General features: G+C 42.5%; 9 protein-coding genes, 4 tRNA genes and 1 pseudogene. 1 reads left to right on the top strand and 13 read right to left on the bottom strand.

Annotation, left to right across the window (positions count from 1 at the left end; all coding sequences use genetic code 11):
* Positions 1-177 precede the first annotated feature (177 nt).
* Positions 178-969: a cytochrome C assembly family protein gene (locus ABR397_RS11760; protein WP_350305913.1), complete on the top strand. Its 792-nt coding sequence runs from the start codon at positions 178-180 to the stop codon at positions 967-969.
* A 246-nt stretch (positions 970-1,215) separates the two neighbouring features.
* Here the strand turns inward: ABR397_RS11760 and luxS are convergent, their stop codons facing one another.
* The 13 genes and pseudogenes from luxS to aroL all read right to left on the bottom strand — a co-directional run bounded on the left by luxS (position 1,216) and on the right by aroL (position 13,374).
* Positions 1,216-1,731, bottom strand: a complete 516-nt coding sequence (gene luxS, locus ABR397_RS11755) for an S-ribosylhomocysteine lyase (RefSeq protein WP_350305901.1) — start codon at positions 1,729-1,731, stop codon at positions 1,216-1,218.
* Between the two features lie 156 nt (positions 1,732-1,887).
* Complete coding sequence (gene gshA / locus ABR397_RS11750) at positions 1,888-3,447, bottom strand: glutamate--cysteine ligase (RefSeq protein WP_350305900.1); 1,560 nt, start codon at positions 3,445-3,447, stop codon at positions 1,888-1,890.
* A 179-nt stretch (positions 3,448-3,626) separates the two neighbouring features.
* Positions 3,627-3,703 (bottom strand) — tRNA-Arg (locus ABR397_RS11745).
* Positions 3,704-3,790: 87 nt separating this feature from the next.
* A tRNA-Arg gene (locus ABR397_RS11740) sits at positions 3,791-3,867 on the bottom strand.
* Positions 3,868-3,954: 87 nt separating this feature from the next.
* Positions 3,955-4,031 (bottom strand) — tRNA-Arg (locus ABR397_RS11735).
* Between the two features lie 11 nt (positions 4,032-4,042).
* Positions 4,043-4,135, bottom strand: a tRNA-Ser gene (locus tag ABR397_RS11730).
* A gap of 388 nt (positions 4,136-4,523) precedes the next feature.
* Positions 4,524-4,709, bottom strand: coding sequence for a carbon storage regulator CsrA (gene csrA / locus ABR397_RS11725; protein ID WP_002209449.1), 186 nt, complete (start codon positions 4,707-4,709; stop codon positions 4,524-4,526).
* A 243-nt stretch (positions 4,710-4,952) separates the two neighbouring features.
* A complete protein-coding gene (gene alaS / locus ABR397_RS11720; protein ID WP_350305899.1) occupies positions 4,953-7,586 on the bottom strand; it encodes an alanine--tRNA ligase in 2,634 nt (877 codons plus the stop codon).
* Positions 7,587-7,904: 318 nt separating this feature from the next.
* Positions 7,905-8,972, bottom strand: a complete 1,068-nt coding sequence (gene recA / locus ABR397_RS11715; protein ID WP_350305898.1) for a recombinase RecA — start codon at positions 8,970-8,972, stop codon at positions 7,905-7,907.
* 105 nt (positions 8,973-9,077) lie between these two features.
* Positions 9,078-9,581 carry a nicotinamide-nucleotide amidase gene (gene pncC / locus ABR397_RS11710; protein ID WP_350305897.1) on the bottom strand — a complete coding sequence of 168 codons (504 nt, stop codon included), beginning with the start codon at positions 9,579-9,581 and terminating at the stop codon, positions 9,078-9,080.
* Between the two features lie 26 nt (positions 9,582-9,607).
* Complete coding sequence (lplT, locus tag ABR397_RS11705) at positions 9,608-10,762, bottom strand: lysophospholipid transporter LplT (protein ID WP_350305912.1); 1,155 nt, start codon at positions 10,760-10,762, stop codon at positions 9,608-9,610.
* A gap of 18 nt (positions 10,763-10,780) precedes the next feature.
* A pseudogene (aas, locus tag ABR397_RS11700) lies at positions 10,781-12,761 on the bottom strand (bifunctional acyl-ACP--phospholipid O-acyltransferase/long-chain-fatty-acid--ACP ligase); the annotation flags it as partial.
* 88 nt (positions 12,762-12,849) lie between these two features.
* Positions 12,850-13,374, bottom strand: coding sequence for a shikimate kinase AroL (gene aroL, locus ABR397_RS11695; RefSeq protein WP_350305896.1), 525 nt, complete (start codon positions 13,372-13,374; stop codon positions 12,850-12,852).
* Positions 13,375-13,509 lie beyond the last annotated feature (135 nt).

The raw sequence follows: 13,509 nt of genomic DNA, 5'->3' as shown, positions 1-13,509 counted from the left end.
TGCTCAATTTTTAAAAATGGGCTACCTGTAAGCGTATTTTGAAAATTATAACACGATGATAAAGGGATCTCTGCACAGAGATTCACACGGATGATTAACAACGGTTGGAGGCTATCCTTGCTGGCGTTATACTTAAGTTTTAATTCACCTAAAATTATCGCTAAAACGACTAACGCTATGCCAGTATTCTCTATAATTGCTTTATTCGCTTATTTACTCAGCCTGGTACTGATTATTCCCGGCTTACTGCAAAAACCGAATGGATACCGCAGACTGGCATTGCTTTCAGCGATTATCGCTTTAATCTGTCATGCTATCGCACTTAAATACAAGATCTTTCACGTCAGCAGTGGGCAAAACCTCACACTCTTGAACCTAGGTTCCATTGTCAGCTTACTTATCTGTATCATAATGACAATTGTCGCTTCCCGTGGACGTGCCTGGTTCCTACTGCCCATTGTCTATAGTTTCGCCATGATAAATCTGGCATTAGCCAGCTTTATGCCCGGTGAATTCATTACTCATCTGGAAGCCAGCCTTGAATTATCTATTCATATTGGCTTGGCTCTGCTTGGCTATGCGACTTTGCTTATCGCTGCACTATATGCTCTACAACTTGGGTGGCTGGATCATCAGCTTAAAAACAAAAAGCTGACATTTACTCCGGATATGCCCCCACTGATGTTCATCGAACGCAAAATGTTCCATATCACTCAGGTTGGCGTAATATTACTGACTCTGACACTCTGTACCGGCATCCTTTATATGGATAATATTTTCAGTAAGGAAAACATCCATAAAGCAGTTCTGTCTATCATCGCGTGGTTTGTCTACATTGTTTTATTATGGGGCCACTACCATGATGGATGGCGTGGTAAACGAGTTATCTGGTTTAATCTGATTGGTGCATTTACCCTGACGCTTGCCTATTTCGGCAATCGATTATTGCAAGAAATCATGATTTATTAAAAACATGACATGATGTCCAATCAGCATCAATATTGGGAAGGAATTTTGCTTTGGAGCATGTCTCAACAAGCACATTAATTATCATTTTAATCATTATGCTTCTCGTTTCAGCGTACTTCTCCGCTTCTGAGACAGGTATGATAACACTGATTCATACCGTTGGAGGTATGCTACAACTCCGCCCCAACGGTATATTCCTGCTAATATCTCATCGAAAAAATTCGAAATTTCATTGCTGTTATAGAACTATACATGTAATTCTGTCAGCTTTTCTTCTGGTAATGCCAGTTCATCATTCTTATTAACACGAACATCTGAATCAAGAATATGGCGAGCAATATCCTGAGCCTCTATCAGTGAATGCATGTGATAAGTACCGCACTGATAAATATTTAGCTCTGGGATCTGAGTCTGATCTTTCACTTTCAATACATCGGCCATTGCTGCTTTCCACGCTTCAGCTACACGTATTTCTGCTGGCGCGCCAATCAGGCTCATATAAAAACCAGTTCGGCATCCCATTGGCGATATATCAACAATTTCAACACCATCACCATTGAGGTGGTTGCGCATAAAACCAGCAAACAAATGCTCAAGTGTATGAATACCCTTCTCAGGCATAACCTCTTTATTTGGCACACAGAAGCGTAAATCAAAAACTGTGATGGTGTCACCATGAGGCGTTTTCATGGTCTTAGCAATTCTTACAGCTGGTGCAGCCATACGGGTATGGTCAACAGTAAAACTATCTAGTAAAGGCATTTCTTCATCTCCACAAAAAATTCAGATTTTTTTACAAGCAAATGAAACCTTTTCATCTACCACCGGTCGTAAAGAATGAAAGACGCGCAATTATTGCCATTCCTATTTTTCCAGAAGTTTTTATTTGGCCACTATTATTAGTGGCCATTTTCTTCTCTAGCATCCTGCCTGTTGTTTCAGATATTCATCAAAACTGATGGTATCTCCATATTCCAACGCGTCTTGTCGCTCCACGGAGGCCCTTCGTTCTATAGCGAACTGTTCGTCGCTAATAACCTCATATTTTTCATTGACTAATTGCTGATGATATCTATCTGCCAATTCCAGCCCAAAGCCGCCAATGCCCTGAGTCTTCATTCTTTCCAGCACACGAGCCGATAAGGTCAGTGATGAATCATCAAACATAGCAATCAATTCTTCGCAAACTTTCCGATATTGCGTACCAGAACAACTATCCAGTATTTCAGCAACCCGTTTCAAGTCATTGAATAATTCTTTGCCAACTTTAGCTAATGGTTCCTCTACGCTGCCACAACCAAGGCCAATCACTTGCCCTGGTTTACGCCCTTCAAGGATCACTCTATTCCAGTTTTTGCGGCAACACTCTAACTCATCACTACTCATTTCCGGCGCTTCGGCAAGTACACACCATATTAAGAATAGGTCAAGAAAGCGAATTTGTGTTTCATTGACTCCAATCGCGGTAAATGGATTAATATCTAATGAACGAACTTCGATATATTCCACCCCTCCACGTAGTAAAGCATCAGAAGGCGATTCATTCCCTTTTGCAACACGTTTAGGCCGGATTGGCGCATACAACTCGTTTTCAATCTGTAAGACGTTTGTATTGAGCTGAATATATTTGTCACCTTGTTTAATGCCCAACTTAGCAAACTCGTCAGACGGCTTGTGAATCGCTTTTTTCAGCCCTTCAACATAGGTACGAAGGTTATTAAACGTAATATTCAGATCACGCTGTGATTTATTGGTGTATCCCAAATCACTCATTCTTAATGAAGTAGCATAAGGCAAATAGCAAGCTCCATTTTCTATGCGCTCAAAAGGCAAAGAAGTCTCTCTACCACGCAAGAATGAAGAACAAATTGCTGGAGAAGCGCCAAACAAGTAGGGAATTACCCATCCAAAACGATAGTAATTGCGGATCAAACGGAAATAACCATCTGAGATCTGCTCTTTACCACTCTCTGCATCTTCAACGCCAGCCCATGCCTGCCAAAACTCAATCGGCAATGAAAAATTGTAATGAACCCCAGATATGGTCTGCATCAAAGCGCCATAACGGTTTTTCAGCCCTTCACGATATAACGTCTTATAACGACCAATATTCGATGTACCATACTGAGCCAGAGTAATGTTCTCTTCCGCATCAATAAAGCATGGCATACTCAAAGGCCACATTTTTTCTTTGTCCAACACACGCGCTGTATGACGATGAATATCGCTAAGAAATGAAATAGTATATTTTATGTCATCATCGACTGGTGTTATGAATTCTAACAATGATTCAGCAAAGTCAGTCGTAATCCATTTGTGCGTAAGCGCTGCGCCAAGTGCTTTAGGGTGCTCCGTCGCTGCCAAATCACCCTCTGAAGTAACACGCAATGTTTCACGCTCAACACCGCGACTAATTCCCTTTAAAATTGTCGGATGCGCCTCTAGCCATGATAGAGCCTTTGATACGTCCGGGATCAATTCGACCTCCCGTAGTGTTTTAGAAGAATTTTTATAAGGGTTTACTTTATCTTAAACAAGCCAAATTGTCGCTGATTAGATATATAAGCAAAAGTATTTCAGTGCCATACAGGGGACAGGTTGATTTACAGCAATACAGATGAAGAAAAAGCCCCGCTTTTTAGGCGGGGCTCTTAATATGGTGCATCCAGGAGGATTCGAACCTCCGACCGCTCGGTTCGTAGCCGAGTACTCTATCCAGCTGAGCTATGGATGCGTGTTCAGTTTGTTACTCTGGTAAAAAACAGTAGTTGCTTTGATTACCTGAATGGTGCCTTAGACGATTTCATCTTAAGGTTAAATATGGTGCATCCAGGAGGATTCGAACCTCCGACCGCTCGGTTCGTAGCCGAGTACTCTATCCAGCTGAGCTATGGATGCATGATCAGTTTGTTACTCTGGTAAAAAACAGTAGTTGCTTTGATTACCTGAATGGTGCCTTAGATGATCTCATCTCAAGGTTAAATATGGTGCATCCAGGAGGATTCGAACCTCCGACCGCTCGGTTCGTAGCCGAGTACTCTATCCAGCTGAGCTATGGATGCGTGGTCTTAAATGGCGGTGAGAGAGGGATTCGAACCCTCGATGCAGCTTTTGACCGCATACTCCCTTAGCAGGGGAGCGCCTTCAGCCTCTCGGCCATCTCACCGTACGCTTTCTTTCGAGCTATTTTTCGAACTGTGGCTCAGAACTTTTATTTAAGCTCCTCGTCACTGCGTGGCGCACATATTACTTTCCCAGACTTATAAGTCAAACAATTTTTCTAAACCTGTGTTTGTTTGGATACTTCACGCACAAGATGGATAGTTTGACGACAAAAAGTGCATTTTGTCAGCAATAAATGATCTGCCTTCAATTGAAGTATATGCAAGCCATTATTTCCCACAAGCATTATGGACGTTGCCTTTTCTTACAATAGAAAAACAAAAAAGATGGGAAAATAGGTAAGCATTTAAGAATAAAGAGAACAAACTACTAACAGAGATGAGATGCCTCAAAAATGGCGCCCGGTTCTGACATAGGACGCCAACTTAGAGTCAATAAGTTGTTGGCTGAGATTTTTCGGCCTGAATCCGCTGATAAATTTCTTCACGGTGAACAGAAACTTCTTTAGGGGCATTTACACCAATACGAACTTGGTTACCTTTAACCCCCAGTACTGTAACTGTTACCTCATCGCCTATCATGAGCGTTTCACCAACTCGACGAGTCAGAATAAGCATTCTTTGCTCCTTGAAAATTTAAAAGAGTCGGGTCTTTAGGTTTCCCCGCTATTATCCATCCAAACACCGTGAAAACGTAAAACAATGTTATATGCTTAAAGTATAAGCAATTTTGAGCGCATTTCCTACATATATAGTTTAGCTAAAATAAATAAATGTGCGCTCAACCTTTTAACAATTTCACAACAAGATTTCAAGGCACCATAAAAACAGCTATCATGGCGCCCTTTAAACTCAGGTAATTCAGGTAAGCCGTGATGCTACCCACTCTTCCACGCTATCCAAAGCAGAAGGCAACGCTTGAACATCAGAACCACCTGCTTGGGCCATATCAGGGCGACCACCACCTTTACCACCGATTTGTTGAGCTACAGAAGAAATTAACTCACCTGCTTTTATTCTAGCAGTCAGATCCTTTGTGACACCAACAATTAGGCTGACTTTATCATCACTTATAGTAGAAAGCACAATAATTGCTGAACCCAGTTGATTTTTCAGATCATCAACCATAGTTCTCAGCATCTTAGGCTCTGTATTACTCAACTGGCTAACCAGCAACTGCACACCGTTAACGTCTTTCGCTTTACCTGCCAAAGAAGAGCTTTCCTGTGTAGCTTGTTGATCTTTAAGCTGTTGGAGCTCTTTTTCCAATGCTTTGGTTTTATCCAGTGTCACCCGTACTTTTTCACTCAAGTTATTGATATCACCTTTCACCAATTGAGCAATATCCTGAAGCAAATTAGCTTGTTGGTGCACAGATTCCAACGCTTTTTTACCTGTAATTGCTTCAATCCTACGAATACCCGCAGCTGTTCCGGATTCAGCAGTAATACGGAATAAACCAATGTCACCAGTACGGCTTGCGTGAGTCCCGCCACATAATTCAGTGGAAAAATTCCCCATTGACAGTACACGAACTTGTTCTTCGTATTTTTCACCAAACAGAGCCATAGCACCTTTGGCTTTTGCTGCTTCCAAACCCATCAATTCCGTCACAATCGGTGAATTCTTACGAACTTCAGCATTAACCAAATCCTCAACCTGACGGATCTGCTCCGGTTTCATTGCTTCAAAATGAGAAAAATCAAAGCGGAGATATTTATCGTTAACCAAAGAACCTTTCTGAGATACATGCTCACCCAAAATCTGACGTAATGCAGCATGCAACAGATGGGTTGCTGAATGATTCAAACGGATTGCATCACGCCGTTCTATATCAATAACAGCATTGACCTTATGGTTCACACTTAAGGTACCCTTTGCAAGCTTACCAATGTGGCCGATAGCCTGACTGTATTTTTGTGTATCAGTAACATCAAAAGCACAATTGTTATTGCTCAGAATACCCCGGTCACCAACTTGTCCACCGGACTCAGCGTAAAAAGTGGTCTTATCCAGTATAATAATCGCGTCTTCACCAGCTTGAATTTGATTAACTGATTCGCCATTACGGAAGATAGCTGTTACTGTTGCCTGCTGTTCGTTATAATCGTAGCCAGAGAAATCACTGCGTTCATCAACTTTGATCAATTCATTATAATCAGTGCCGAAACCACTTGATTCACGTGCCCGACGACGCTGATTTTCCATTGCAGCGGCAAAACCGTCTTCATCAACCTTAATATTGCGCTCACGGCAAACATCAGCGGTTAAATCCACAGGAAAACCATAGGTATCGTACAGACGGAAGGCGGTTTCACCATCCAGAATATCACCGGACAGTCTTGATAGTTCATCGTCCAGTAATTGAAGACCGCGTTCCAGAGTACGGGCAAATTGCTCTTCTTCTGTTTTCAATACCTGCTCAACAATGGCTTGCTGACGCTTAAGTTCCTCTCCCGCAGCACCCATCACGTTTATCAATGGAGCAACCAATTTATAGAAGAAGGTATCTTTGGCACCTAACATATTACCGTGACGAATAGCCCGGCGGATAATACGGCGCAGAACATAACCACGGTTTTCATTGGAAGGAATAACGCCATCACAAATCAAGAACGCACATGAACGGATATGGTCGGCAATAACCCGCAGAGATTTATTACTCAGATCATCTGTAGCACCAGTGACACCAGCCACAGTAGCAATCAACTCACGGAAAAGATCAATCTCATAGTTGGAATTAACGTGCTGCAATACAGCAGCAATACGTTCCAACCCCATACCGGTATCTACAGATGGTTTTGGCAGCGGCTCCATCGTGCCATCAGCATGACGGTTGAACTGCATAAAAACGATGTTCCAGATTTCAATATATCTGTCGCCATCTTCCTCTGGACTTCCTGGCGGGCCACCCCAGATATGATCACCATGATCATAAAAAATTTCAGTGCAAGGGCCACAAGGGCCGGTATCACCCATCTGCCAGAAGTTATCTGATGCGTAAGGAGCACCTTTATTATCACCAATGCGGATAATTCTTTCTGCTGGTATTCCAACTTCATTTTGCCAGATATCATAGGCTTCATTATCAGTCTGATAGACAGTCACCCATAATTTTTCTTTAGGCAAATTGAACCAATCCTTGCCAGTCAGAAGTTCCCAAGCATAACTAATAGCATCATGTTTGAAATAATCACCAAAACTAAAATTACCCAGCATCTCAAAGAAAGTATGATGACGTGCGGTGTAACCTACATTTTCTAAATCATTATGTTTACCACCGGCACGAACACAGCGCTGAGCAGTTGTTGCTCGGGAATAAGATCTTTTGTCCTGTCCAAGAAATACATCCTTAAACTGGTTCATCCCTGCGTTAGTAAACAACAGTGTTGGGTCATTATTTGGCACCAAAGAACTGCTTGGTACTACCTGATGCCCTTTAGTATGAAAAAAGTCGAGAAACGCTTGACGGATCTCAGCGGTGCTTTTGCTCATAATTGTCCCGAAATCAAGCTGGAAAAAACAGATTTATGAATTGGTTAGGTGGAATATTTCATCACCCATTTTCAACTCACGAATAAACAAAGTGGGGATAAGATAAAATTTCTTCCATTAGAAGTAAAATCCCAGATACATCCATTCGCTGGCAGCATTGTAAATCGTCTGGATATTTTCTGAAAGCATGATCGCATAATATGGATAATACTTGCTTTCTGAGAGAAGAAACCGCGTCATTATTAACGCGGTTAATAAGTTTGATGGCAAAACTTTTACAGCTTTAATACCAGAATACAGGCTATCAATATAATTAGATTAGAATTCTTCGTTATTCAGCTCTTCGTTTTCGTTGCCTGCATAATCAGAAGCAGCACTGCTGAACTCCCCAGCATTATGCAGTAGCATTTCGCGTAATTTTTTATCCAGCTCAGTAGCAATTTCAAGATGTTCTTTCAGGTAGATAGTCGCATTCGCTTTGCCCTGACCAATTTTATCGCCATTGTAGCTATACCACGCACCTGCTTTTTCTATCAGTTTATGTTTCACACCCAAGTCGATCAATTCACCATAAGTATTGATGCCTTCACCATACATAATCTGGAATTCTGCTTGCTTAAATGGCGCCGCCACCTTATTTTTCACAACCTTAACACGAGTTTCGCTACCAACGACTTCTTCGCCATTTTTCACAGAACCAATACGGCGAATATCCAGACGTACAGAAGCATAGAATTTCAGCGCATTACCACCGGTTGTGGTTTCGGGGTTACCGAACATCACACCAATTTTCATTCGGATCTGGTTGATAAAGATCAGAAGAGTATTGGAACTTTTCAGGTTACCCGCCAGTTTGCGCATTGCCTGACTCATCATACGAGCAGCTAACCCCATATGAGAATCACCAATTTCTCCTTCGATTTCAGCTTTTGGTGTTAAAGCCGCAACGGAGTCGACAATAATGACATCAACCGCGCCGGAACGTGTCAACGCATCACAAATCTCAAGAGCCTGTTCCCCGGTGTCTGGCTGAGAACACAACAGGTTATCAATATCAACACCCAGTTTCTTCGCATAAACAGGATCAAGGGCGTGTTCAGCATCAATAAACGCACAGGTTTTACCTTCACGTTGTGCTGCGGCAATAACCTGTAATGTCAACGTTGTCTTACCAGAAGATTCCGGGCCATAGATCTCAACAATGCGTCCCATCGGCAAGCCACCAGCACCTAATGCAATATCCAGTGACAGTGAACCAGTGGAGATAGTTTCAACGTCCATTGAACGGTCTTCGCCCAGACGCATGATGGAACCTTTACCAAACTGTTTTTCAATTTGACCCAGTGCCGCTGCCAGTGCTTTTTGTTTATTTTCATCAATAGCCATTTTTACGCCCTCGTAAGCAATGAAAGGGTTACCTCACTGCCGATGAATAATTTTTAATACCAAAATGTCGCCTGCAATTATACTGTATGATCATACAGTATCAAGCTAATTTTTTACAATCTCTGATAACAATGTCTTCAGAGCATAAATTGCGGATTGAAGGCGTACTTCATTTCGATCACCGTTAAAACAACAATGACGGGATACAACTTCCATCCCATTTACTGTGCGATATGCAAACCCAAACCACACTGTACCAACAGGCTTTTCTTCACTTCCACCATCAGGCCCGGCAACACCACTGACAGAAACCGCCAGATCCGCGTGCGCTGCTTGCAATGCCCCTGCCGCCATCTCTCTCACAACCGGTTCACTGACAGCGCCATATTGTTGCAAAGTGGTTTCTGATACACCAAGCATCTGATGTTTGGCTTTATTACTGTATGTCACAAAGCTCCGGTCAAAGTAAGCAGAGCTACCGGCAATATCTGAAATTGCTTTTGCCAACCAGCCACCTGTGCAAGATTCAGCACAGGTCACCCACAATTTCTGTTGTCTCAGTTTCGTTCCCAGTTCAATACTAAGCTGAGCCAGAATTTTTTCATCCATAAACACACCTTTTATCCGGTAAAAGATCAATTTTTCTGAAGCTGGTTCCAAATCCACAAACCGGTGATTGTCAAAGTAAACAACACACCAAAACCTATCCCTGCTATGACAACCGGAACACCTATTTTAATGACCAATGAATATAAGCCAAGCATCAGTAACATGGCGGTATTCTCACCCAAATTCTGTACTGCGATTGCATTACCGACCCCAACCGTTTGCCTGCCGCTTTCCTGCAATAACGCATTCAGCGGAACAATAAACAGGCCGCCAAAAATGCCAAGAATAATGAGTATGACGTGAGAAGCCCAGAGACTCTGCTGAACAGCAAAAATCACCACCATCGCACCAATTAAAATACCGGCAGGCATACAACGGCGGACGGTTTTCAGTGTGATAAAACGAGCAGCTCCCCCTGCGCCGATAATAATCCCGACAGCAACCATCACATTAAGTACTGTCGGCGTACTGTTATCAACAATTCCCAAAACAACAGGCACCCATAAAACCAACAGAAATCTCAGTGTGATCCCCGCCCCCCAGAACAGACTGGTTCCAACCAAAGAAAATCGTGCTTCTTTGTTATGCCAAAGAATACAACAGGTTGAAGTAAAATCTGTCAGCATCTTTTTCAGGTTCCAGCCCTTCGCCTGGCAGGCTGGCGATAATTGCGGGATAAAGAAATTAACAATGACAGCAATGCCATATATCAGCGCACAAGTAAATAATGCGGCGGTCAAGCTCCAATCAGACAAAAGCCCCCCCGCCACAGAACCGATGAGAATAGCAGCTATAGTTGAAGCCTCCATCAACCCATTAGCTTTTACCAAGCGATCACCATCTGTCAATTCAACCAAAATCCCGTATTTGGCCGGTGAATATGCGGCTGCCCCAATCCCAACCAAAGCATAGCCAAAAAAGGGATCATAACCCAGGCAAATACTCAGCGCGCCTAATAGCTTGAAGCTATTGGCAAACAGCATCACACGGCCTTTTGGAAAACGATCTGCTATTCGCCCGACAAAAGGCGCCAACAGGATATACGCAAGGACAAACACTATCTGCAATATCGGCTGGCTCCAGTCAGGATAAAACTGGGCTTTCAGCTGTGCCAGAATCGCAAACAACAGAGCATTATCCGCAAAAGCCGAAAAAAACTGTGATGCCAATACGGCTTTCATACCACGGGTTAATAACGGAGTAGTGAACAGCACCAATATTTCTCCTTTGCTATGATCACTTTTAACTGTAGCAACTTGTCTGGCATCAGGAGAGACTTGCAATGCAAGTCTCTCCACTGTCCTGCGACACTATTTCATCTGACCGTTCAGCGAAACGTTTCACCCGATCAAGCACAGTACAGAATCCTTGTTCATCAATTGAAACAATATCTCCAGTATCGAACCAGCCATACTGAATATTCCCATGCTCATCTTCTGCCGATGGACGTTCCAAATGATTTGGATCGTCCCCCCGCAGATATCCTTTCATAACATTCGGGCCACGCAGTTGCAAACGCCCCCCTTCCCTAATACCAACCACCGGAATCAAACGGAACTCCACTGCCGGTAAAATTCGCCCAACAGTCCCGGCTTTAGCCATCATTGGTACATTCAATGCAACCACAGGCGCACATTCTGTCATGCCATACCCTTCCAGAATGCGGATCCCGAATTTATCTTGCCAAACACGTTTAGTGTTCTCAGCAAGCTTTTCAACCCCCGCCATCACACAGCGAAGACGTGCAAAATCATAGGGATGGGCGAAATAGGCATAATTCTCCAGGAAAGTAGATGTGCCCAGTAATACGGTACAGTTACATTCATATACCAATTCTGGCACCACTCGATAGTGCAGTGGATTTGAGTAAAGGAATACCCGGCTACCCGTCAACAACGGGGTAAATAGGCCAACAGTCAGTCCAAATGCATGAAACAGAGGCACAGAAGACATAAAACGGTCAAGTGGATTGAAATCAGTAATAGTTTTTATCTGTTCCACATTTGCCAACAAACTAGAGTGACTATGAACCACGCCTTTTGATACACCTTCTGAACCGGACGTAAACAACACCAATGCATCATCATCGGGTTTTTGCGCCGCCATCGCTTGTTTCGGGAAAAAGAGATGCCACAAGATCCATAATTTATCCAGAAAAGTCACTGAATCTTTTAAATCCTCAAGATAAACCCAATTAACCTCAGTAACCTGTTCAGATAAATACGTTAATTGCTCCTTTTCCAGAAACTGCCGGGAAGTCACAATCGTTTTGATACTAGCGGTTGTTATGGCATTTTTCAGCCCGTAGCTGTCTGCGGTATAGTTTAACAGGGCGGGAATTCTTCCTCTCAAAGATGCACCAAATATAGCCGCTGCCATAATAGTGGTATTTGGTAAAAGAAAACCAATCCGTTCATTCCGACAGGTAAAACGTTGCAAAATACGGCTAATACCCAGCGTTTTTTTAAGCAAACTGTTATAGCTATCTTCTTTAAAAGAAACATCTTCAATACAGGGCTTAAAGCGGCCAAATCGCTTTTGTGCAACCAGTAAAGATTCAAATATTGTTTCTTGCGGACGAGTCTCCATTCGTGCACTCATCATGATTTTATGCAAGCGTTCTCCCGCCAAACGGCGTCTCTGGTCCGCGTTAGGCGCATCCGGCATTGGCAATTGTGTGGCAGGCAGAATTTTTATTGTCACCTTCGGAAAAAGATGAAGCTTGAAGATACCTTTTAATCGGCTGAATATCGTTTGCTCCAGCCCCTCAATGCGGACAGGCACCACCATTGCTCCCGATACAGCGGCAATAAAAGCCGCCCCATCGTAGATTTTCATTAAAGAACCCGTAACCGTAATTCGCCCCTCAGGGAAGACAACTATCGGTCTTCCTTTACCTATTTCTTTGACCAACCCCCTGACCGCCATTGGATTTATTGGATCCAAAGGAACTATTTCAACATAGCGCCTTACCCATTTCATAAAACCCCGGTTTGCAATGTTGGAATAAACAGCAAATACCGGCTTAACAGGTAAGAAAAGTGTTAACAAAACACCATCAAGAAAAGAGACATGATTAGGTGTGATAAGGCATTTTGGGTAGGTAAATTGTTTAATATCTCCTTCTATCGTTAAACGGAACATCAAACGAAAAACAAGTTTTAGAAAAAAAAACAACATATTCGTATCTCAACCCATTTGAAAAATAAATAGAAGATATTATTTATCATCTGATACTGTAATATTCTTATTTTTAAATAAAAAAGTGTCAGGATATTCTTCTGGGAAGAATAATTTCTTTCACACAAGCTATAATGCTTTCCGGTGAAAGTTGCGCATTAATAATATGATCTGCACACTCACAATAGAGACTCTCCCTGGCAGTGAGTACTTCTTCCATTTCTTCAACAATAGATTTTCCAGTTAAACTGGGGCGTTGAGTACTTTCCGGCTGCTGCATTAACCGTTCAGCCAATATGTCAGCGGACGCCTGAAGATAAATCACCGTACCATTTTGTCGCATATATTGGCGATTTTCAGCAGAAAGAATAATCCCACCGCCGGTGGAAATAACCCGATTTCTTTGACTAACTTGTTGTAAAGCCTTAGTTTCCAATTGCCGAAATTGCTGCCACCCTTGCTGGTTAACAATATCCGCAATGGTCATATTACTGATTTGTTGGATATGATGATCCGTGTCAATAAATGTATACGATAACTCATTGGCTAATAGCTTTCCAACCGTCGTTTTTCCTGCCCCACGCGCACCTACAATAAACAATATTGGGTTCATTGCCTGATATCCTTGGTAAATTTCATCATTAAAAATATATTAACAGCTATAGTAACCAGAACTTTACATCAACGTAAAATCAAAAGTTAATCTATATGGAAAAAGCTACCCCAAAGCATGATTCCGCCGATATAT

The organism is Photorhabdus viridis, from assembly GCF_040256935.1.
Classification (GTDB): domain Bacteria; phylum Pseudomonadota; class Gammaproteobacteria; order Enterobacterales; family Enterobacteriaceae; genus Photorhabdus; species Photorhabdus viridis.
This window is presented reverse-complemented; position numbering and strand designations above follow the sequence as displayed.